The sequence below is a fragment of the Kutzneria sp. 744 genome, from assembly GCF_000568255.1.
Lineage (GTDB): Bacteria > Actinomycetota > Actinomycetes > Mycobacteriales > Pseudonocardiaceae > Kutzneria.
The window spans coordinates 9,687,814-9,708,201 of the sequence record NZ_KK037166.1; the positions used below are offsets into that span (position 1 = coordinate 9,687,814).

Annotated in this window: 21 protein-coding genes and 1 pseudogene; 12 read left to right on the plus strand and 10 right to left on the minus strand. The window is 70.3% G+C overall.

The genetic code is table 11. The features are described 5' to 3' along the window. Window positions 1-77: 77 nt before the first annotated feature. A complete protein-coding gene (locus tag KUTG_RS44295; RefSeq protein ID WP_043725759.1) occupies window positions 78-2,837 on the minus strand; it encodes a glycosyl hydrolase 2 galactose-binding domain-containing protein in 2,760 nt (919 codons plus the stop codon). A 216-nt stretch (window positions 2,838-3,053) separates the two neighbouring features. On the opposite strand from KUTG_RS44295, the gene KUTG_RS44300 reads away from it, so the two are divergent. Further along, window positions 3,054-3,416 carry a hypothetical protein gene (locus KUTG_RS44300; RefSeq protein ID WP_157495224.1) on the plus strand — a complete coding sequence of 121 codons (363 nt, stop codon included), beginning with the start codon at window positions 3,054-3,056 and terminating at the stop codon, window positions 3,414-3,416. 254 nt (window positions 3,417-3,670) lie between these two features. Then, entirely contained in the window at window positions 3,671-3,892 is a 222-nt protein-coding gene (locus tag KUTG_RS44305) for a hypothetical protein (RefSeq protein WP_043725764.1), read from the plus strand. Here KUTG_RS44305 and KUTG_RS44310 read toward each other — a convergent pair. After that, window positions 3,864-4,391 carry a GNAT family N-acetyltransferase gene (locus KUTG_RS44310; protein ID WP_043725766.1) on the minus strand — a complete coding sequence of 176 codons (528 nt, stop codon included), beginning with the start codon at window positions 4,389-4,391 and terminating at the stop codon, window positions 3,864-3,866. The two genes, KUTG_RS44305 and KUTG_RS44310, sit on opposite strands and share 29 nt — an antisense overlap. A gap of 56 nt (window positions 4,392-4,447) precedes the next feature. Here KUTG_RS44310 and KUTG_RS54735 point away from each other — a divergent pair, with 56 nt between their 5' ends. The 5 genes from KUTG_RS54735 to KUTG_RS44335 all read left to right on the plus strand — a co-directional run bounded on the left by KUTG_RS54735 (window position 4,448) and on the right by KUTG_RS44335 (window position 10,460). Then, the gene (locus KUTG_RS54735) at window positions 4,448-5,035 is read left to right on the plus strand and encodes a TetR/AcrR family transcriptional regulator (RefSeq protein ID WP_052396131.1); all 588 of its coding nucleotides are present in this window, start codon (window positions 4,448-4,450) and stop codon (window positions 5,033-5,035) included. A gap of 41 nt (window positions 5,036-5,076) precedes the next feature. Further along, window positions 5,077-6,042 (plus strand): SDR family NAD(P)-dependent oxidoreductase, encoded by a 966-nt coding sequence (locus KUTG_RS44320; RefSeq protein ID WP_043725769.1) that lies wholly within the window; start codon window positions 5,077-5,079, stop codon window positions 6,040-6,042. 43 nt (window positions 6,043-6,085) lie between these two features. Further along, window positions 6,086-6,583, plus strand: a complete 498-nt coding sequence (locus KUTG_RS44325; RefSeq protein WP_084580515.1) for a DinB family protein — start codon at window positions 6,086-6,088, stop codon at window positions 6,581-6,583. A 386-nt stretch (window positions 6,584-6,969) separates the two neighbouring features. After that, complete coding sequence (locus tag KUTG_RS44330) at window positions 6,970-8,205, plus strand: MFS transporter (protein ID WP_043725770.1); 1,236 nt, start codon at window positions 6,970-6,972, stop codon at window positions 8,203-8,205. 17 nt (window positions 8,206-8,222) lie between these two features. Beyond that, window positions 8,223-10,460 carry an exo-beta-d-1,3/1,6-glucosidase gene (locus KUTG_RS44335; RefSeq protein WP_043725773.1) on the plus strand — a complete coding sequence of 746 codons (2,238 nt, stop codon included), beginning with the start codon at window positions 8,223-8,225 and terminating at the stop codon, window positions 10,458-10,460. Between the two features lie 42 nt (window positions 10,461-10,502). Here KUTG_RS44335 and KUTG_RS62365 read toward each other — a convergent pair whose 3' ends face one another. From KUTG_RS62365 to KUTG_RS44350, 3 genes are all read right to left on the minus strand, one after another. After that, on the minus strand, window positions 10,503-11,396 hold the full coding sequence (locus tag KUTG_RS62365; protein ID WP_043725775.1) for an ABC transporter substrate-binding protein: 894 nt from the start codon (window positions 11,394-11,396) through the stop codon (window positions 10,503-10,505). Window positions 11,397-11,472: 76 nt separating this feature from the next. Beyond that, window positions 11,473-12,126, minus strand: a complete 654-nt coding sequence (locus KUTG_RS62370; protein WP_043725778.1) for a GntR family transcriptional regulator — start codon at window positions 12,124-12,126, stop codon at window positions 11,473-11,475. 14 nt (window positions 12,127-12,140) lie between these two features. Then, window positions 12,141-12,599 (minus strand): VOC family protein, encoded by a 459-nt coding sequence (locus KUTG_RS44350; protein ID WP_232241269.1) that lies wholly within the window; start codon window positions 12,597-12,599, stop codon window positions 12,141-12,143. A 448-nt stretch (window positions 12,600-13,047) separates the two neighbouring features. Between KUTG_RS44350 and KUTG_RS62375 the strand changes: the two genes are divergently transcribed. From KUTG_RS62375 to KUTG_RS62385, 3 genes are all read left to right on the plus strand, one after another. Continuing rightward, window positions 13,048-13,257 (plus strand): hypothetical protein, encoded by a 210-nt coding sequence (locus tag KUTG_RS62375; protein ID WP_084580517.1) that lies wholly within the window; start codon window positions 13,048-13,050, stop codon window positions 13,255-13,257. 108 nt (window positions 13,258-13,365) lie between these two features. Continuing rightward, complete coding sequence (locus KUTG_RS62380) at window positions 13,366-13,782, plus strand: E3 binding domain-containing protein (RefSeq protein ID WP_043725781.1); 417 nt, start codon at window positions 13,366-13,368, stop codon at window positions 13,780-13,782. Between the two features lie 11 nt (window positions 13,783-13,793). Beyond that, window positions 13,794-14,120, plus strand: a complete 327-nt coding sequence (locus tag KUTG_RS62385) for a 2-oxo acid dehydrogenase subunit E2 (RefSeq protein WP_232241543.1) — start codon at window positions 13,794-13,796, stop codon at window positions 14,118-14,120. Here the strand turns inward: KUTG_RS62385 and KUTG_RS62390 are convergent. Next, window positions 14,117-15,241 (minus strand): thiamine pyrophosphate-dependent enzyme, encoded by a 1,125-nt coding sequence (locus KUTG_RS62390; RefSeq protein WP_232241270.1) that lies wholly within the window; start codon window positions 15,239-15,241, stop codon window positions 14,117-14,119. The two genes, KUTG_RS62385 and KUTG_RS62390, sit on opposite strands and share 4 nt — an antisense overlap. Before the next feature lie 235 nt (window positions 15,242-15,476). After that, a pseudogene (locus KUTG_RS64665) lies at window positions 15,477-15,779 on the minus strand (thiamine pyrophosphate-binding protein); the annotation flags it as partial. Between the two features lie 91 nt (window positions 15,780-15,870). On the opposite strand from KUTG_RS64665, the gene KUTG_RS44370 reads away from it, so the two are divergent. Beyond that, the gene (locus KUTG_RS44370) at window positions 15,871-16,767 is read left to right on the plus strand and encodes a hypothetical protein (RefSeq protein ID WP_043725789.1); all 897 of its coding nucleotides are present in this window, start codon (window positions 15,871-15,873) and stop codon (window positions 16,765-16,767) included. On the opposite strand, the gene KUTG_RS44375 is transcribed toward KUTG_RS44370, so the two are convergent. The 3 genes from KUTG_RS44375 to KUTG_RS44385 are packed head-to-tail and all read right to left on the minus strand — an operon-like array spanning window position 16,764 to window position 19,728. Continuing rightward, window positions 16,764-17,882 (minus strand): glycosyltransferase family 2 protein, encoded by a 1,119-nt coding sequence (locus tag KUTG_RS44375; RefSeq protein WP_084580519.1) that lies wholly within the window; start codon window positions 17,880-17,882, stop codon window positions 16,764-16,766. The two genes, KUTG_RS44370 and KUTG_RS44375, sit on opposite strands and share 4 nt — an antisense overlap. A gap of 21 nt (window positions 17,883-17,903) precedes the next feature. Beyond that, window positions 17,904-18,599, minus strand: a complete 696-nt coding sequence (locus KUTG_RS44380; protein ID WP_043725792.1) for an SDR family NAD(P)-dependent oxidoreductase — start codon at window positions 18,597-18,599, stop codon at window positions 17,904-17,906. Between the two features lies 1 nt (window position 18,600). Then, complete coding sequence (locus tag KUTG_RS44385; protein ID WP_043725793.1) at window positions 18,601-19,728, minus strand: FAD-dependent oxidoreductase; 1,128 nt, start codon at window positions 19,726-19,728, stop codon at window positions 18,601-18,603. A gap of 66 nt (window positions 19,729-19,794) precedes the next feature. Between KUTG_RS44385 and KUTG_RS44390 the strand changes: the two genes are divergently transcribed. Continuing rightward, a complete protein-coding gene (locus KUTG_RS44390; protein WP_198047524.1) occupies window positions 19,795-20,358 on the plus strand; it encodes a TetR/AcrR family transcriptional regulator in 564 nt (187 codons plus the stop codon). Window positions 20,359-20,388 lie beyond the last annotated feature (30 nt).

The window sequence follows — 20,388 nt, forward strand, 5'->3', positions numbered from 1 at the left end:
CGGTAGTTCTTTAGCGTGGTTATCAGAACACCCTTACATCGCGCGGCGGCTGCTAGCAGCCGCCGGGCCCCGAAAACTCAGCCCTTCACGTCGATCTTGCCGACGTTCCAGCCGCTCAGGCTGACCACGGGGCTCGCGCCCTTGAGGTCGGCCGACTTCCAGCTGACGGTCAGGGTCTGCGACTCGCCGGGCCACAACGTGATGTCGTTGTCGTCCCACAGGGTCGAGGTCACCTGGTTGTCACCCGGCTGCTCGCCGCCGGCCGCCGTGCCGCGCCGCACGTCGGCCCGCAGAAAGAAGCCGACCGTCGGCGTGGTTGAGGTGTTGGTGATCGTCACCTTGGTCTCGCGGTCCGCCCCGTCCGGCCCGGCCGCCGTGGTCGTGTCGGCGGTGGCCGAGACGGTGGCCGCCTTCAACGACTTCAGGCCGGTCAGGTCGCCGTAGGTGGTCATCGTGGCCTGCGGGTTGCCCAGCGTGGACGACCAGTTCACCGCGTCCTGCTTGGTGGGCTGCCAGTACACGTTGCGGTCCACGACGGTGTTGTTCTGCTTGACCAGCAGCTCGACGAAGTACACGTTGCCCGGGGTGCTGGTCGGCACCTTGGGCTTGATCACCGCGTTGCGAACCTGCTGCGGCGTCAGCGAAAGACCGTTGACGCCCTGGTCGTCGAGCACCTTTCCGTTGGTGTCGTAGACCTTCGCCTCCACCGACACGTTCGACTGCGTGCCGCCGGACAGGTTGTCCAGCGTCACCGTGTTGTTGTCGATCGCGAACAGCGCGTGCAGCGACCGGTTGGCCTTCTTCGCGCCGAAGAAGCTGCCGGCCTGGTCGCCGTCGTAGTTGTACAGGTCCCACAGCAGCGTCGGCCAGCCCTTGTTGGCCTGCCAGTAGATCGTGCCGGTCGACGGCGCCGCCGCGTTGGTCGAGTGGTCCAGGAACGCCTCGAACTGGGCGCGGGTGTTCTCGTAGTTCTGCACCTGCGCCTCCTGCACGTACGAGGCGAGGTCGCTCCACTGGCCGTAGCGGTTGGTCAGCGCCGTGTCGAAGGTGAACAGCGTGCCGAACTTGTAACCGCCGTGCCCGGTCTCGTAGTTGGCGTGGTACTGGTTGAAGCTCGGGTTCTGCCACAGGTTGGACTGGTCGGACGCCGACAGGAAGCGGTTGATCGAGTCCAGCGTCGGCACCGTGTCGCCGGCGCTCTCCTCGCTGTCGAAGCCCCACGAGCCGCCCGCGTTGGTGCGGTCGGAGCCGCTGTCGTAGTGGCTGGTGTCGTACCAGTAGTTCGGCGGCACGTAGTCGTACGGGCCTTCCTTCTCACCGGACGCGCCCAGCTGCGGGCTGCTCTTGTACTCGGCCGAGGAGATGACCGGCTGGCTGAAGTCGGCGGCCTTGAAGCCGTTCAGCTCGGCCGTCTCCACCTTGGCGCTGGGCTCGTTGTCGCTCCAGCTGTAGGTGAACACGCTGGGGTGGTCGCGCTCGTTCTCGCCGATCGTCTGGGCCGACAGCGTGAGCAGGCTCAGCGTCGCCGCGGCCGTGCCCGGAGTCTCCCAGAAGTCACAGCACTGCTGGCCGGAGTCGATCAGCATGCCGGCCCGGTCCATCTGCTGGAAGAAGTCGTCCGGCGGAAGGTGGCCCTCCAGCCGGATCACGTTGAGCCCCATGTTCTTCAGCAGCGCGACCTGCCTCGACACGTCGGACGAGTCGTAGCGCAGGAACAGGTCCGGCGCGAAACCGCCGCCGCGCACCACGAACGGCACACCGTTGACCGAGTACTGCCGCACACCGTCCGGCGCCGCCGGCGCCTTGCCGATCAGCGCCGTGGTGATGGTGCGGATGCCGAACTGCTCGTGCGTGGTGTTGCCGCCGGTGACCGTGGTGTCCAATGTGTACATGGGCTGCGCGCCCATCTGGTACGGCCACCAGACCTGCGGGTGCGAGATCGTCTGCACCGGGAACGTCACCGTGGCCTTGGAATGCGCGGCCACGGTCACGTTCTGGGTCACCGTGATCGGCGTTCCGCCGGACGGGGGAGTGATCGTCGCCGTCGCGGTGCCGGTCTGGCTGGAGGATCCGCCGTTGGTGACATCCGCCTTGACCGTCAGCTTGGAACTGCTCAGGTCGGCGTTGTTGTTCTGCACCACGTGCGCGTTGCCGACCGACAGGGCGTTCTGCACCAGCAGCTGGATCGGGAACTGGATGCCGGTGTTGTTGTCGGGCGGCAGCTGGCTCCAGTCGACGTCGTCCATCGTCAGCATCTTGGACGGGTCGTTCGGATACATCTCGACGGCCAGCGAGTTGTTGCCGGACTTGAGCGTGCCCGTCACGTCGAACGTGAACTTGGTGTACGCGCCGGTGACCGTGGTGGAGGTGGCGACCTCCTTGCCGTTCACCCAGACGTCCGCCTTGCCCACCACGCCGTTGACGATCAGCGAGGCCGACTGGCCCGAGGTCAGCGCGGCGGAGAAGTCGGTGCGGAACCACCAGGGCGTGGCGAACTGGGCCGTCGTCACCGGGCCCGAGTTCTTCTTCTGCGTGCCGAAGCACTTCTTCATGTTGTCCGCGACGAACACGTCCGGGCACTTGTTGTTCTGCAGCAGCGCCGTGATCTCCGTGCCCGGCGCGCCCCCGTCGTCCGGCTGCACCTTCAGCCAGCTGGAGGTGTCGAAGCCCGGCGTCGAGATCTTGGCGCCGCCTTGCGTCGCGGTCGCGCTGCTGAGCACCGTCCAGCCCGCGGTTCCCAGTGTGGTCAGGCCGGGCGGTGCGGCGGCCGCGCTCGTGGGTACGGGACCCACGAGCACTAGCGCGGCGCCGAGCACCGCGCCGATGACTCGCTTCATGGTCAGCTCCTTGCGGACGACGTGACACGGGCGAGCGGCGGTGGCGGCGTTCCGCTGCTTGGACCAGTATTAGGAAAGTTTCCTTCCTATAGCCGCACAGCCTCCCGGCAATCGTCGACGGCTGTCAATAGCCCCGCCGCGTTCGCCCATTTCGCCCGTTTTGCGCGATGTTTTTCCGGTTCCCCGACCGGATCACGCCGTCACTCCATTGTGGACGTGGTCGCCTTCGTCAAGGATCCGCGCTGGGGTCTGGACGTTCTCGACTCGGCGAGGCCGTTCTTCCCGGCCGACCCGCCGGCCTGGACGTTGGCCGGCTTCACCGGGGCGCCGACGTCGCCCGACGCGCTGGTGATGATCCGCGTGGTGGCCCACGTCGGATCGGAGGCCAAGCGCTGTCTCACGCCGGCGGCGCAGGCCTGGCGGTCGTCGTATCCGATGTCGGCCGCCGTGGCCAAGGGGTCGCTGCTGTTCGTCAGCGGCCACGTCGCCACCGGGCCCGACGGCACGGTCGAGCCCCCGTACGACCACGTCGCCCAGTCCCGCGAGTGCTACGCCGGCATGCTCGACTGCCTGAAGTAGGTCGGGGCCGGCTTTGCCGACGTCCTCGACTTCACGTCCTTCCACGAGGACATCCGCGGCGCCCTGCCGACCATGGACGAGGTCTACATCCCGGAGATCATGGCCGGCGTGGACACCGAACTGTCGGCCACCACCAGCCACCTCGGCTCCACCGGGCTGTTCCGGGCCGGGGTGCTCGGCTCATCCACGCCCTGGCCGACCTGTCCGACGGCGGCCGGGTCGGCTGCACGCCGGACAGCATCTGGTGGAAAGGCGTGCTTCCCGTCGCCGGCGCCGCCCGCAGGCGTCGTGGCCGCCTGGTCACCGTGGCCGGCCAGGTGGCGTGCAATCCCGACGCCGGCATTCACGCGCCCGGCGATCCCGACGGCCAGGCCGTGTACGTCTTCGCGAGCATGCGGGAGGCGCTGCTCGGCGTCGTGGAGATCGCCCGGCGCTGTCTCGGGACAATCAGGCGGGCTCGGCGAAGCGGGCCATGAGGACGATGTCGATGTACCGGCCGTTGTTCCACACGTGCCGGGCTCGGCGGCCCTCCTCGACGAAGCCGGCGGCGGCATAGGCGCGGATGGCGCGCTGATTGGAGGCGTTGACGGTGAGACAGACCTTGCGGAGGTTGCGAATGCGGAATGCGTAGTCGACCAGCAGCGACACCGCCTCACGGCCGTAATGGCGGCCCCAGTACTCGCGGTGGCCGATCGAGATGCCCAGCTCCGCCGTCCGGCTGACCACGTCGTGACGGAACAGGCCGCACTGGCCGATGAGCCGTGCGCCGGCATCGGTGGCGGTGATGGCGAAGTTGATCTCGTCGGAGCTCTCGCGGCGGCGCTCGTGCAGCGCGGTCACCGAGGCCACCGGCATGGGGACCGGGGCGGACCCGCCGACCAGGAGGGAAACCTCCAGATCGTTGAGGAAACTCGCCAGCGTCGCGATGTCGTCGGGTTCGATCGGCCTGAGGGTGACAAGATCACCAGCCAGCATGGCGCCGACTATAGCCAGGCCTAAACGGAGACTGGAGGCTCAGTTAGGCTGCCGGCATGACGGACGCGATGGGCCTGCGCGAGCGCAAGAAGCGGGCGGCGATGGCCGTGCTGCGGGAGGCGGCGTTCGAGCTGTTCGCCCGCCAGGGCTTCGAGCAGACCTCGGTGGACGACATCGCCGCCCGGGCCGAGGTCTCCAGGGCCAGCTTCTTCCGGTACTTCAACGCCAAGGAGGACGTGCTCACCTTCGACGACGCGCAGCGGCGCGAGGCCTTCGCGGCGGAGCTGAGCCGTCGCGGGGGAGAGCCGGTGCTGGCGGCGTTGCGGGCGGCGGTGAAGGCGCACGTCAACGGCATGGACGAGGCGACGAAGGCCAGGACTGTCGAGTACGCGAAGCTGGTGATGATGGGGTCGCGGACCCTGCTCGGGCAGGCCTACGAGATCCGGATCGAGTGGCTCCGGCTGGTGGAGACCCACCTGCGGACCCGCCTGGCCGACCGGGCCGAGACGGACCTGACCGTGCCGCTGCTGGCCGACCTGGCCGTGAGCGTGCTGGAGACGGCCATGCGGCTGGTCAGTGTGCACCCGGGGCAGGACTTCGACCGCGTCGTCGACCACGGCTTCGACCTGATTGACTACGCCTAGCGTTTGCGCTGGAGCGCGCTCCACCTTTTAGCGTCGTAGGCATGACGACGACCGCACAGCACAAGATCGGCACGGGCTTCGGGGCCACCAGCACCGCGGCCGAGGTCCTGGCCGGCATCGATCTGACCGGCAAGCTGGCGCTGGTCACCGGCGGCTACTCCGGCATCGGCCTCGAGACCACGCGGGCGCTGGTCGACGCCGGCGCGCGGGTGATCGTGCCGGCCCGCCGGCCCGCCACCGCCGAGCAGGCCCTCGCCGGCATCGACAACGTGGAGATCGACGAGCTGGACCTGGGCGACCTGGACAGCGTGCGGGCCTTCGCCGAGCGCTTCGTGGCCGGTGGCCGCCGGCTCGACCTGGTGGTCAACAACGCCGGCGTCATGGCCTGCCCGGAGACCCGCGTCGGCGACGGCTGGGAGGCGCAGTTCGCCACCAACCACCTGGGCCACTTCGCGCTGGTCAACCGGCTCTGGCCGGCGATCGCCGAGGGCGCGCGGGTGGTCGCCCTGTCCTCCCGCGGGCACTTCTTCTCGCCGATCCGCTGGGACGACCTCCAGTTCGAGCGCGGCTACGACAAGTGGCAGGCCTACGGCCAGGCCAAAACGGCCAATGTGTTGTTCGCCGTGAAGCTCGACGAGTTGGGGGCGGCCAAGAACGTGCACGCGTTCGCGGTGCACCCGGGCGGCATCTGGACGCCGTTGCAGCGCCACCTGTCCAAGGAGGAGATGGTCCAGCGCGGCTGGATCGACGAGGCCGGCAACCAGCTGGTGGGGTTCAAGACGCCGGAGCAGGGTGCGGCGACCTCCCTGTTCGCCGCCACCTCGCCGCAGCTGGACGGCATGGGCGGCGTCTACCTGGAGGACTGCGACCTCGCCGACTCGGTCCCGGCCGACGCCGATCCGGCGACGACCTGGGCCGGCGTCAAGGCGTACGCGCTCGACCCGGAGCAGGCCGATCGCCTGTGGACGCTGTCGGCGGAGATGACCGGCGTCAACGCCTTCGCCTGAAAACGCCGGAGCCGCGATGACCCCGCGGTGAGATGATCTCGGCGTGGACGATCTCTGCGCCGAGTGCGGCTTCCGCTACGACCTCGCCGACGCGCCGACCGCCGCGACCGACATCCGGCGGTTGGCCGGCGAGGTCGCGGCGGTGCTCAGGACGCCGGCCTTCGAGCTGGCCCAGCGGCGCGAGCCGGCGCTCTGGTCGCCGCTGGAGTACGGCAGCCATCTCAGGGACATGTTGCTGGTGCAGCGTGAGCGGGTGTTGCAGTCCCGCCGGGACAACGGCTTCACCTGCGTGAGCATGGGCCGCGACATTCGGGTCGAGCACGAGGGCTATGCCGATCAGAAACCGGCCGATGTGGCCCGCCAACTGGTCGATGCCGCGATGCTGTTCACCAATGCGCTCGACCGGTTGGGCGAGGACTGGGACAACGAGATGGTCTATTCCTGGCCGGAGCCGCATCGGGCGTCGCTGCGATGGGTGGCCGTGCACACCGTGCACGAGGTGCGGCACCATTTGCGGGACATTCGCGGACAACTGGCCTGACCGAAACCGGCCCGGTTGACCGGAAAACCGGGTGATTCGGAGCCGGTCGGGCACACGTGCGCGTGTTCGGGCAGCGTCATTGCTCGATTCGCCCGCGCGTGTTGTCCGATTTGGCCGCGCCGTTCTACGGTCGTGGTGAATTCGCTGAGCGCGATCACGAGACCTGCTCCCTCACGCGGCCGGTACCCCAGTCTGCCGCGCGGGGGAGCTTCCCGTCTCCTGGACGATCACTGGGCGGAAGGAGTGACTTCCGGCCACTGTTCGCCACAAAACCCGCCCGCGTGCCGGACACTGTGCGGACCGCCGCCGCGACCATCGTTTGAGAGCGCTTCCACGAATCTTGACCATATGGTAGAAATTGCTCCGTGCCCGGGCGACGCGCCGCCATGACCGAAGCGGAACCGGCCGCGCGGCGGCCGGTGGATGTGCGCGCCGCCACCACGGCCACCTACCTCGCCTTCGCCGGCTGCGGAGCGCTGCTGTCGAGCGGGCTGGCCCGCATCCCGCAGATCCGCGACGACCTGCACCTGGACACCGGTCAACTGGGTGCGATCCTGCTGGCCGGCGCGGCCGGCGCCCTGGTCTCCCGCCCGTTCTCCGGACGGGTCGTGACCCGGCTCGGACAGCGCCGCACCGTCGCCTGGATGTCAATCGGCTCCAGCGTCGCGCTGGCCCTGGTCGGCCTGTCCGACGTGGGCGGCGTCGCGTTCCTGATCACCGGCATGCTGCTGTTCGGCTTCTTCAGCTCGTCCTGGGACGTCGCGATGAACATCCAGGGCACGGTGGTGGAGCGCCGCCTCGGCCGGTCGATCATGCCCCGGTTCCACGCCGGCTACAGCATCGGCACCGTGTTCGGCGCCCTGCTCGGCGCCGCGATGATCCTGCTGGCCGTGCCGGTGGCCCTGCACCTGATCATCATCGCCGTCGCGGTGGCGGCGGCGCTGCCCTATGGGGTGCGCGGATTCCTGCCCGACGAGCGTCCGTCCACAACGGACAGTGCCGGCGTCGCGCGCAGGCCGCACAGCACCCTGCGCTACTGGCGCGAGCCCCGCACGCTGATGATCGGCGTGTTCGTGCTGGCCGCCGGCTTCAGCGAGGGCGCCGGCAACGACTGGACCGGCGTCAGCCTCATCGACGGCTACCACGTCTCGCCCGCGCTCGGCACGCTGGCCTACGCGACCTTCCTGACCGCGATGACCGCCACCCGGTGGTTCGGGTCGCGGCTGCTGGACGCCTTCGGCCGCGTGAACGTGCTGAGAATCCAGGGCGCGGTCGCCGTGCTCGGCCTCCTGTTCTTCATATTCGCCCCGGCCGTTCCGCTAGCCTTCGTCGGAGCCGCCTTGTGGGGCGTCGGCGTGGCGTTCGGCTATCCGGTGGGCATGAGCGCGGCCGCGGACGATCCGGCGCACGCCGCCGGCCGGGTCACCGTGGCGTCCTCCGTCGCGAAGATCGCCAGCTTCGCCGGGCCGCCGCTCCTGGGCCTGCTGGGTGATCACGTGTCGATCCTGCGGGCCCTGCTCGCGGTGGCCGCACTACAGGTGGTCGCGCTGTGCCTGGCGCAGGCCACCCGTCCGCTCACGTCCGTAGCCCCGGGCCGCCACCGGGCACTCGACAACCAGTGAAGACAGGAGCAACGCAGGTGGTCGACCAGCCTTACCGTGATCCGGCCCTCCCCGTCGCCGAGCGCATCGACGACCTGCTGGCCCGGATGACGCTGCCCGAGAAGATCGGTCAGATGCTCCACCTCGACGCCCGGGGCGGCGTCCGCGAGCTGATCGACGACTTCCATGTCGGCGCGATCCTGCACACCTCGCCGGAGAACCTGGTGCTGGCGATGGACCTGGCCGGCAAAACCCGGCTGGGCATCCCGCTGCTGACCGGCGAGGACTGCATCCACGGCCATTCGTTCTGGCCCGGCGCCACGATCTTCCCGACGCAGCTGGGCATGGCCTGCTCCTGGGACCCGGAGCTGGTGGAGCGGGTCGCGCGGGTGACGGCGGTCGAGGTGTCGACCACCGGCGTGCACTGGACCTTCTCCCCGGTGCTGTGCATCGCGCGGGACCTGCGGTGGGGCCGGGTCGACGAGACCTTCGGCGAGGACCCGTTCCTGATCGGCGAGTACGCGTCGGCGATGGTCAAGGGCTACCAGGGCGACGGGCTTTCCGACCCGACCGCGATCCTGGCCTGCGCCAAGCACTTCGCCGGCTACTCGGAGACGCAGGGCGGCCGGGACGCCACCGAGGCCGACATCTCGCGGCGCAAGCTGCGCTCGTGGTTCCTGCCGCCGTTCGAGCGGGTGGCCCGCGAGGGCTGCCGCACGTTCATGATCGGCTACCAGTCCATCGACGGTGTGCCGATCACCGCGAACCAGTGGCTGCTCAAGGAAGTCCTGCGCGACGAGTGGAAGTACTCCGGCACGCTGGTGACCGACTGGGACAACGTCGGCCGCATGGTGTGGGAGCAGCAGATCTGCGCCGACCACGCCGAGGCGGCCGCGCTGGCGGTGCGCTCCGGCAACGACCTGGTGCTGACCACGCCGCAGTTCTTCGAGGGCGCGCGGGAAGCCGTCGAGCGCGGCATTCTGTCCGAAGAGGACATCGACGCGGCGGTGCGCCGGATCCTGACGCTGAAGTTCGAGCTGGGCCTGTTCGAGAACCCGCGGGTGCCCGACCAGGAGCGGCAGAAGCTGTTCGTGGGCAGCGCCGAGCACACGGCCGTAAACCTGGAGATGGCGCGGCGCAGCCTGGTGCTGCTGACCAACGACGGCACGCTTCCGTTGGCCGGCGCCAAGGTCCGGGTCGCCGTGGTCGGCCCGAACGCGGACGACGTCGACGCGCAGCTGGGCGACTGGGCCGGCGCCTCCGGCCAGGTCGACTGGCTGCCGGACGGCCACCCCCGGCACCTGACCGAGACCGTCGTGGACGGTCTGCGGGCGGTCGTCCCTCCCGAGTGGACGGTCGACTACGCCCTCGGCGCTCGGATCGCCTCCTTCGGCCCGGACCCGGACGGTCCGGTGCTGCCGGACGGCCAGCCCGCGCCCGAGGTCGTGCGCCCCGAGCCGGCCGATCCGGCGTTGATCGCCGAGGCGGTCGCCGCCGCCGAGGCCTCCGATGTGGTCGTCGCGGTCGTCGGTGACACGATCGGCCTGGTCGGCGAGGCCCGCTCCACGGCCACGCTGGATCTGGTCGGCGGTCAGATCGCGCTGCTGGACGCGTTGGCGCAGACCGGAAAGCCGGTCGTCGTGGTGGTCATCAGCTCGAAGCCGCTTGTGCTGCCGCCGTCGGCCGAGAACGCCGCCGCCGTCGTGCAGGCGTTCAACCCCGGCATGAAGGGCGGCCGGGCCATCGCCGAGCTGCTGCTCGGTCTGGTCGAGCCCAGCGGTCGGCTGCCGATCACCGTGCCGCGGCACGTCGGCCAGCAGCCCGTGTTCTACAACCAGATCCGCGGCCAGCACGGTCACCGCTACGCCGACCTGACCCAGGACCCGCTGTTCGCCTTCGGCGAGGGCCTGAGCTACACCACGCTGGAGTACTCGGACCTGGCGATCGCCACGCCGACCGTCGGCCCCGCCGATGTCGTGCGGGCCGAGGTCACCATCACCAACACCGGCTCGCGGCCGGCGCGGGAGACCGTGCAGGTGTACCTGCGCGACCTGATCACCTCGGTGACCTGGGCCGACCGGGAACTCAAGGCGTACACGCAGGTTGACGTGCCGGCCGGAGAGTCCGTGCGGGTGACCGTCGAGCTGCCGGCGGCCGACTGCACGCTCGTGACCGCCGACGGCCGCCGCATCGTCGAGCCCGGCGACTTCGAGCTGCTGGTCGGTCACTCCTCGCGGCCGCGTGACCTGCTGGCCGCCAAGTTCACGATCTCCTGATCTCCCAGTTGAAAGGGGGCCCGGCGCTGCCGGGCCCCCTTTCTACTGTCCGGGCAGCAGCGAGGTGTCGATCAGGCCGTGGGCCAACACCGCTCGCCCGTCGAGATCGGCCTTGGTGTGCCGGTTCCGCAGTTCGAGCACGGTCTTCAGCTCGGCGTCGCGGAACCGGCCGGTCGGCGTCAGACCGGTGGCAGGGCTGGTGAGCACGGCGATGTGCCGCCGGGCCAGGTACTCGTCGAACTCCAGGCGGTCCTGCACGGCCGCCATCAGCAGCTCGGGCCGGCGGCGGCCGGTGACGATGTCCCGGGCCGTCCGCAGCAGCACACCGACCAGGCTGCGCAGGTCGAAACCGTTGCGTTGCAGGGAATCTCCGGTGGACGCCAGCACGGCGCCGACGTAGGGCCCGATGTCGGTCACGGTGGCCAGCCGGCGGGCGCCGCGGTGCTCGGCCCGCAGCTCGTTGCCGGCGTTGAGCACGGTCATGGTGCAGGCGCCGGTCAGGAGAGCGGTGGCCCGGCGCGGCGTGGAGCCCAGCGCGGTGATGCCGTAGCTGATGCCGAGGCGCTGCAACAGCTCGTAGCCCACGAAGGCGAAGCCCGAGCCGGGCACGTCGACGCCGAGCGTGCCGCCCTGGAGCTCGGTGATGCCGGGCGCGGCGAACAGCGACAGGCCGAGGCCGCGATCGAGCGCGGCGAGAATGCGCACGTCCACCTGCCGCCCGAGCGGATTGTCGGGCACGCACCGATAGGCGACGACGTTGTCCGGATTTGTCATGACGGCGTCAAGCTCGCCGTCGATCAGCGCGGCGAACTGCTCCCGCGACGAGCTGGCCGGGACCTCCACCACCCGCAGACCGGCGTTGGCCAGCGCGCCGGTCCTGGCCGCGACCTCGACCAGCACCGACGGACTGAACGTGCCCAGCCTGAGCTCCCGCACCGATCGCACCTCATAACAATCGATCTGGCTCGATGACAGCCTATTGCCGCCCTGGTCGCTGGAGCAATCGCCCGCATCAGGGCACGAACAGTTCTGGGTGTTTGACCAGCTCCACGCGCGTCCGGCGAATGTGCAGCTCCAGAATGTGCTCGGCCGAGGTGTGGTCGCGGTCCCGCAGCGCCTGGATGAGCAGCCGGTGCTCGCCGTTGATGATCCAGCGCCTGCGCTCCCCGGCCAGCCGGGTGAACGCCCGCCGGTAGTGCTGGGTGGTGTCCCACAGCCGGTTCACGGTGGCCGCCAGGTCTCCGGCGTCGTCGTGCTGGTACACCGCCCAGTGCAGCCGGCGGTCCAGCACCAGGAACTCCTCGACGTCCTCGGTCGCCTCGATCCGCTCCTGCACGGCCGTCATCGCGTCGATGTCCTCATCGGACAGTCGCGGCGCGGACTCGGCCAGCAGCAACGGCTCCAGCCGTTCGCGGATCTTGTAGCTGAGCTCGCACTCGCGCACGTCCATCGACGTCACCCGGGCGCCCTGGTTGGCCCGCAGCGTGACCAGGCCGCGCGACTCCAGGATGCGCAGCGCCTCCCGGACCGGCAGCCGGCTGGTGTTGAGCTCGTCGGCCAGCTCGTCCTGGATGATCCGGGTGCCGGGGGCCAGCCGCCCGGCCAGGATCCGCTCGCGCAGCTCGTCGGCGACGCGCTGGCTGGCCACGCCGGCGGGTACGGCCACGGCTGGGGATCCCTTCAGTCGAAGGCCTCCGGGTGGTGCTCGAAGGCCTTTCCGTTGGGATAGGACACTAGCTCACACTGCATCCCCCACGGCGACAGGAAGCACACCCACCGCCGGCTCCCGCTCGGCCCCCGGCTGGCGGTCGGGTCGCCGAGCACGGTCGGCGACGGCGTCCATGTCCTCGACGTAGCGGGCGATGTGGTGGCCGCCGACGTCGGCGTTGCGCGGCGGGCGGGTCGCCTGCTCGGGCGCCTCGTACTGGAAGACCTCGAAGATCGCCCGCCGAGCCGGTAGAAGCGCAGCTGGCGCATCACGGTCCGGTCGTCGACGGCCATGTGCTCGCTCATCCAGCTGCCGTCGTCGCGATACGGGCCGAGCCGGTACATGTACTCGCAGCCCAGCACGTCGACGAAGAACTCGTGGGCCTGGTCGAGGTCCGGCACGGTGACGCCGATGTAATCGACGCCGGTCACTCCCGGGATGGGCGCTCCGACCTCTATTGGATCCAATCGGGCTGACAATGCTCGTGTGGACCTCGCACAGTGTACGGCAAGTGAGGCCGATTGGATCCAATAGAGGCGAGAATGCCCGTCCATGAGGACCTGGCCGCCGGCGGGCCCTGGGTGGAGCTGCGCGCCACCGGGCAGGACTGGGACGAGGCCGACGGCGACCTGCTGCTCCGATGCTCGGGCACGCGCAGTGGATCCGATCCTTCGAGGAACACGTGCTGGAGCTGGCCGGCCAGGGGCTCGTGCACGGGCCGGCCCTCCAGCATCGGGCAGGAGGGCGGCGCGGTCGGCTCGGGGGCGCCGCTGCGCAGCGACGACTACGTCAACGGCTCGCACCGCGGCCACCACCACCTCCTGGCCAAGGCGTTCGCGCACGTCAGCACGCCCAAGCCGGGGCAGCTGCCGGCGTTGGATGACGACTGCGCACGGTGCTGCGGCGCACCCTGGCCGAGATCTGCGGCCTGGCCGAGGGCTACAGCAGCGGCCGGGGCGGCTCGACGCCCCCGTCGACCGGGTCACCGGCGGCGAGGCGTCGCCCAGCATCAGCAAGGTGTTGGAGCGGGCTGCCGTCGCCCGCACCGAAGAGGTCGTTGCCGCCCTGCACCGCATCAGGAGGGGCTGATGGCCAGCTTGTTGCGGGTGCCCGAGATCGCCGCCGGTTCCCCCGAGGCCGTGCTGACCGAGTGGCTGGTGCCGGAACACCGCCTTCGAGGCCGGCGCGGCCCTGGCCGTGCTGGAGACCGACAAGGCCGCAGTGGAGGCCGAGGCGTCTGCGGTGCTGTTGCGGCGTCTGGTCGACGGCGGGTCCACTGTGGAGGCCGGCGCGCCCATCGCCGTGCTGGGGGCGGTGGGGGAGGACGTTTCCTCGGTGTTGGCCGAGCTCGGCGGCGATGCTGTCGCGGAGCAGCCTCAGCCCAAGGAGCCGCCGCAGGCCGCGGATCAGCCACGCGCCGAGCGGATCTTCGCCGGTCCGCTGGCCCGGAAGCTGTTGAAGAAAGCCGGAATCCCGCGGGACCAGGTGGGCGGCACCGGCCCCAACGGCCGAATCGTGCGCAAGGACGTGGCAGCCGCCGTCGCCCAGGGCAAGATCGCTGCCCAGCCAGCCGCTGCCGTGGCTCCGCCTCGCGTTGCAACGTCTCCGGCCTGACACTGAGCGCGATCGCCGACCAGGTCAAGGCCTTCGCCCGGCAGGCCGGCGAAGGCCGCCTGACGCAACGGGATCTCGAAGGCGGCACGATCGTCGTGAGCAATCCCGGCCTGTACGGCGTGGACGAGTTCGCGGCGATCATCAACCCGCCGCAGTCGGCCATCGCCGTCGGCGCGGGCAAACCCGGGCCCGCCGTCGTCGACGGCGAGCTCCGGGTCGCCACGCAGCTGACGCTGGTGCTGTCCGTCGACCACCGCGCCACCGAAGGAGCCCTTGCGGCCCAATGGATGGCGGCGCTGGTCACGGCCCTGGAGGAGCCGTTGCGGCTGGTGGCCTAGAGCGGGTCGGTGAGCGCGCCCAGGTGGTCGGTGAGGTTGATGTTCTCCGCGTAGTCGACGGGCGCGACGATGATGGACACGCCGTCGTCGTCGAGGGCCTTGCGCAGCGTGGGCAGCAGGTCGTCGGCCTGGGTGATGTGGTAGCCGGTGGCGCCGAAGCTGGCCGCGTACTGGGTGATCTCCGGGTTGGTGAACCGCACGTTGGACACCGTGCCGGTCTCCAGCCGCATCTTCCACTCGATCAGGCCGTACCCGCTGTCCTCCCACACCAGCACGGTCAGCGGGATGCGCTCCCGCACGGCGGTCTCGATCTCCTGCGAGTGCATGAGGAACGAGCCGTCGCCGGTCACCGCCAGCACCCGTCGGTCGGGCCGGGCCAGGCTCACGCCCAGCGCGCCCGGCAGCGAGAAACCCATGGTGGACAGGCCGTTGGAGACCAGGCAGGTGTTGGCGGCGTAGGTCGGGTACAGCCGGGCCATCCACATCTTCACCGCGCCGGTGTCGACCAGCACGATGTCGTCACGGCCGAGCGCTGCCCGGGTGTCGGCCACGATCCGTTGCGGCGACAGGGGAAACCGGTCGTCCTGCTGGCCGCGGAACAGCTCGTCCGCCACCAGCTCACGGATCTTGGCCGCCCCCGTGTGCGGCGGACGGGCCGGCACGGCCTCGCGCAGAGCGTCGAGGGAGCCGCTGATGTCGCCCTCGATGCCCACCGCCACCGAGTAGTGGGCGTCCACCTCGGCCGGGAACCGGTGGATGTGGATGATCTGCTTGTCGCCGTCCGGGTTGATCTTGACCGGGTCGAACTCCTGGAGCTCGTAGCCGACGGCCACGATCACATCGGCCTGGTCGAAGCCGAAGTTGGCGTAGTCGCGGCGCATGAAACCGATGGCGCCCATGGAGTTCGGGTGATCGTCGGCCAGCACCCCCTTGCCGTGGAACGTCGTCGCGACGGCCACGCCCGTGTGCTCCGCGAACCGGGCCAGCGCCGCGCCGGCGTGGTTGCGCGCCGCGCCGTGCCCGGCGAGCAGCACCGGATTCCGCGCTTCGCGCAGGATCGCCGCCGCCCGCTCCACCTGGCTCGCCGACGGAGCCTCCGGGTACACCACGTTGCGCGGCAACGGCTTCAGCCCCGGCCGGCGCAGCCTCGATCTCCACGTCCTCCGGCACCGCCAGGTACACCGCCCCCGGCCGCTCGCTCTGCGCCGTCTTGAACGCCCGCCGCAGCATCTCCGGCACCGCACCCGCCGACGGCACGCTGCCCGAGAACTGCGTGATCGGCGCGAACAGGCTCACCAGATCCACGAACTGGTGCGACTCCTTGTACTCGCGGTACTGCCCCACCTGCGCCGACAGCGCCACCAGCGGCGTCGAGTTCGTCGTCGCGTCGGCCACGCCCAGTTGCAGGTTGATCGCCCCCGGGCCCAGCGTCGCCGACACCACCCCGGCCTTGCCCGTCACGCGGCCGTACATCTCCGCCATGAACGACGCCGCCTGCTCGTGCCGGGTCAGCACGTACCGGATCGGCGAGGCGTCCAGCGCGTTGGTCAGCCGGATGTTCTCCTCGCCCGGTATGCCGAACACCACCTCGACACCCTCGGCCAGCAGGCACTCCACGATCAGATCGGCGGCCGTCCGGCCGTCACGCTCTTCGGACATACCCCAGGCTTACCACCACGCCCGGCCGAGAACCCACCGGTGAGCCTCCTTTCACACTTCGGTAAGCCTGTCCCGCGCCTACCATGGGCGGATGGACGACGAGGGGGACCCGGGGCTGCTGCCGCCGGGGTTGGCGCTGGTCAACGTGGTGCTGGACGAACTGATCGGCGTCACCGTGGTGGAGATCGACGAGGACGCCGTGGCGCGGGTTCTCGGCCCGGTCGACGGCGGGTTGTACGTCTTCCCGAGCCGCGAGGGCATCGCCAACTTCCTGGCCTCGGGGGAGCCGCACAGCCTGGCCGGGCGGCTGGACGAGTTCGACGCGGCGACCGAGGAGCCGGCCTACGAGGCGGACTTCGCCCGCATGCTGGAGTCCGACGCGGACGACGACGCGGCGGCGATGCTGTGGATGGAATGCCTGCTCGTGGTGGACGGTTGCGGTGTTGTCGACCCGTCGTCGGTAGAGGACGCCATGAAGCAGGTCGAGGCGGTGACGACGCTGCGCGAGGACTTCGAGCCCGGCTACCAGGATCGCGACTACTGGCAGGACCGGGACACCCTGCCGGTCCAGATCACGCTTCCGGGTGGCACCGGGGTCACCATCGTCGCGCTGGACCAGTTCGGAGAGCGCTCTCCGGCGTTCCTGGGGGATCAGGGCGAGGTGGCGTTGTTCCACGATCCGGCCGACCTGGTGACCTACATCCACGCGGAGGGCACGGACGCGATGCGCGCGGAGCGGTACTGGCCTCGGAACCCGCCGGAGTGCGAGCCGCGGATGACTGTGGACGTGCGGCAGGCCGACCCGGGCGACCTGCGTTCGGACGCCTACGTCTTCCTCCGCGCCCTCGCCACGGTGCTCACCAAGCGGGAGGGCGACCTGAGCGTCCACAAGATGAGCAAGCTGACCAACGAACGCCGGATGCGCAGGGCCGTCGACACCGTCGCCGAAGTGCTGCGCGAGGTGAACGGCCGGGTCACTTGGCGTTAGCGGATGTCGCGGCCCTTCCACAGGTCGCCGCCGCGCAGCGAGCGCCAGGCGGCGTCGAGCAGTAGGACGCCGAAGGTGGCGTTGGCGGCGGGGGCGAACACCGATGTGGCGGTGGACATGTGGCAGGCCCGCATGTACGAGCGGTGCGCGGCGGACTGGGCAGCCCAGGCGGCGAGGCCGGCGAGGCGGGGGAAACCGCGGCCACGCAAGGACATGAGCACGGGGGCGAGACCGTAGCCGACGTGCGCGAGGCCGGCGAGGCCCAGGACAGCGGCGCCGACGGCGGGGCCGCCGACCATGGCGCCACCGGCGACGGCGCTCTTGCGCTGGGAGCGCCAGACGTCGGCGAAGGAGTCGAGGCCGGACGAGGTGAGGGAGTCCATGCCGTCGACGAGCCGGGTGCGGCCGCCGGCGTCGCGCACGGCGGTGGCGAAGGCGACGTCATCGGCCCGCTCACCGGAGAGCGCTCTCCAGCCCCCGGCCTTGTCGTACGCGGTCCGTCGCACCAGGATGCAGTGCCCGATGCCGACGGCCTTGCCCCGGCTGCCGTTGGGGCTGGCGCTTTCGAACAGCAGCACGTTGGTCGGAGCCAGCAGCAGCCACCAGCCGCTGTTGGCGAGGGTGGGCCGGCCAGGGGTGGTGATCAGGTCGGCGTCGTCGCGGGCGGCGGCGGCCAGCAGCTTGCCGACGAGGTCGGGGGCGGATTCCGTGTCGGAGTCGACGAAGAGCAGCCAGTCGCCGCTGGTCTCGGCCACGCCCTGGAACATCGCGTGCACCTTGCCGGCCCAGCCGGTCGGAGGCCCGTCGGTGCGGATCAGGCGCACCCGAGGATCGGCGTCCACGTGCTCCTGGACGATCTCCACGGTCCGATCGGTCGACGCGTCGTCGACCACCACGATCTCCAGGTCGGCGTGCCGCTGCGTGCGCAGCGACGCGAGACAGCCGTCGATGGTCTTTTCCTCGTCCCGCACCGGGATGACCACGCTGACCTTGCCGCCGTCGACTGCCGTGTCCGGCAGCGGCTCGACCGTCCGCCAGGTCGCGATCGTGCGCGTGGCACGGACCGCGGACACTGCGGCCAAGGCCGCCGAACCGAGAATCGCCCCCTTGCTCATGCTCCCAGGCTGCCACAGCCCTCAGAGTTGGGTGAGGCCGCCGTCCACCGCGATCTCCGAGCCCGTCATGTACGTCGATCCGGCGCCGGCCAGGAACAGCGCCGGCGCGGCGGCCTCGGCGGGATCGGCCACCCGCCCCATCGGCACGGTCGACGCTGCCCATTCATGCAGCAGGGGATGGTCGGTCATGGGCGTGGCGACCGCCCCGTAGCTGATGGTGTTGACGCGGATGCGGCGGCGCAGGAACTCCGGCTGCGCGGCGAAACCCCGGCCGAGCGTCCGGACCCCGGCCTTGGCCGCGCTGTAGAGGGGATCGCTGTTGAAGCCGCGGTGGAAGCCGACCGACGACGTGAGGATCACCGACGCGCCGTCGGCCAGCAGGTCGAAGCATTCGGTGACCGTGAAGAACACGCTCTTCAGGTTCACGTCGATGACGGCGTCGAAGGACTTCTCGTTGGTGTCGAACACTTCTGGCGCGTTCGACGCACCCGCGTTGCAGAACAGCACATCGATCGTGCGGCCGCTCAGCCCGGCGGCCAGCCCGGCCGCGCCATGGGAGAGGTCGGCGACGACGTAGTCGAAACCGGTGCGGCGCAAGCGGTCCTCGTCGCGGCCGACGACCACGACCGTGGCGCCCTCCTCGGCGAACAGCCGCGCTGTGGCCAGCCCGATGCCGCTGGAGCCGCCGGTGATCACCGCTGTCTTCCCGGCGAGCATGTCAGCGACCTCCCGTCCGAGCGAGGTCCAGCAGGGCCTGCGGGCCGTCGGGGTTCAGCACGAGGTTCTCGTACGCCGTCGTGGCGCCGATGATCGGTTCCATCCGGGCCAGCATGGACTTCTCGTACGCGGCAACGGCGGCGTCCACATCGGGGTGCTCGGAGAGCGCTCCATCGAGCTCCAACGCGTCCAGCAGCCCCATGTTGACGCCCTGTCCGGAGTACGGCGGCATCACGTGGGCGGCGTCGCCGATCAACGTGACGCCGGAGTGCTCACGCCAGCTCTGCCGGGCCGGCATGACATAGAGCGGCCACCAGACGAACGGCGCCTCGACCTCGTCGAGGACTCCTCGCATCCGCGGCGACCAGTCGGCCAGTTCCCGGTCCAGCTCGGCCCGGATGAACGCGGGATCGTGCAGCACGGTGCCGACCGCCCGGCGCGGGTCCTCGGCCCGGCGCTGGGTGTAGTACACCTGGATCGAGCCGTCCCCGTTGCGCTGCAACAGAAACGCCTGATCGGCGGCGAAGGCCAGGCCGGCGCCCTCGCCGACCAGCGAAGCGGCGTACGAGTCGGGCCTCGGCTCGGCGATCACGCCGGCGATCAACGTGACGCCGGTGTAGGCCGGGACCACGTCGGTGACCAGCCGGCGGGTCCGCGAGTTGATGCCGTCCGCGCCGATCACCAGGTCGGCGTCGACGTGACCGCCGTCGGAGAGCGCTATCCGCCAGCGATCCCCGATCCGTGACACGTCAGCGGCCTCGCAACCCCACCGCACGGTGCCGGCGGGCAACGAGTCCAGCAGCATGGATCGCAGTTCGAGCCGGTCGATCTCCGGCCGCGCCTCGTCGTCGTCCTCGGCGTCGGTCGCCAGCAGCAGCGTGCCGTGCCGGTCGAAGTAGTTGGTGTGCTGGCCCTGCGGCCGCGCATAGCGCTCGAACTGCTCGGCCAGCCCGCACGCGGTGATCGCTCGGAGACCGCTCTCCGTGCCCAGATCCAGCGATCCGCCCTGGGTGCGGGCGTGCCGGTCGGCGTCTCGCTCGTAGACGGCGCAGTCGATACCCCGCAGGTGCAGCAGCCGCGCGGCGGCCAGGCCGGCCGGGCCGGCGCCGAGGATGGCGATGTCGCTCATAGCGTCCTCCTTAGGTGACTCGCTATAAAACGTAAGTGACTTACCTTAGTGAGTCAAGGAGGTATGATGTCGGTCATGGAGTCGCTGCGCGAACGCAAGAAGGCGATCACCCGGCGCGCCATCCGGGAGGCCGCCGAGCGGCTGTTCGCCGAGCGCGGCTACGACGAGGTCACCGTCGCCGAGATCGCCGACGCGGCGAACGTCTCGGTCAAGACGCTGTTCGTCTACTACCGGTCCAAGGAGGACCTGGTCTTCGCGGACACCGAGCTGCTGGACCGCCTGGTCGCCGGCCTCGCCGCCCGGGCCGACGGCGTCTCGCCCGCCCGGGCCGTCGCCGATGTGCTGGCCGAGGCCGCGGCCGAGACCGGGGGAGGCCTGGAGAGCTATCACCGCGCCTACGGCGAGTCGCCGGCGCTGCGTTCCGGCCTGCTGCGGATGTGGGCGGAGTTCGAGGACCGGATCGTCGAACAGCTCGCGGCCGAGGGCGGCGGCCCGGCGACCCCGGCCATGCGGCTGCGGGCGATCCAGCTCGTCGGCATCGTCCGCACGACGACGTCGCCGGAACTGCGCGACAACCCGGGCGGGCTCGCCGACTGGCTGGAACAGGCGCCAGGTCTCGTCGAAGGTTAGGGGTTTCACCGATGTTAGGGGGTGGCCCGC

Coding starts and splice junctions, on each gene's coding strand:
- KUTG_RS44390 (WP_198047524.1), top strand. CDS start 19,795: ATGTCGGTCATGGAGTCGCTGCGCGAACGCAAGAAGGCGATCACCCGG.
- KUTG_RS44380 (WP_043725792.1), bottom strand. CDS start 18,599: ATGCTCGCCGGGAAGACAGCGGTGATCACCGGCGGCTCCAGCGGCATC.
- KUTG_RS44330 (WP_043725770.1), top strand. CDS start 6,970: ATGACCGAAGCGGAACCGGCCGCGCGGCGGCCGGTGGATGTGCGCGCC.
- KUTG_RS44320 (WP_043725769.1), top strand. CDS start 5,077: ATGACGACGACCGCACAGCACAAGATCGGCACGGGCTTCGGGGCCACC.
- KUTG_RS44375 (WP_084580519.1), bottom strand. CDS start 17,882: ATGAGCAAGGGGGCGATTCTCGGTTCGGCGGCCTTGGCCGCAGTGTCC.
- KUTG_RS44295 (WP_043725759.1), bottom strand. CDS start 2,837: ATGAAGCGAGTCATCGGCGCGGTGCTCGGCGCCGCGCTAGTGCTCGTG.
- KUTG_RS54735 (WP_052396131.1), top strand. CDS start 4,448: ATGACGGACGCGATGGGCCTGCGCGAGCGCAAGAAGCGGGCGGCGATG.
- KUTG_RS44310 (WP_043725766.1), bottom strand. CDS start 4,391: ATGCTGGCTGGTGATCTTGTCACCCTCAGGCCGATCGAACCCGACGAC.
- KUTG_RS44385 (WP_043725793.1), bottom strand. CDS start 19,728: ATGAGCGACATCGCCATCCTCGGCGCCGGCCCGGCCGGCCTGGCCGCC.
- KUTG_RS62375 (WP_084580517.1), top strand. CDS start 13,048: ATGACGACTGCGCACGGTGCTGCGGCGCACCCTGGCCGAGATCTGCGG.
- KUTG_RS44370 (WP_043725789.1), top strand. CDS start 15,871: ATGGACGACGAGGGGGACCCGGGGCTGCTGCCGCCGGGGTTGGCGCTG.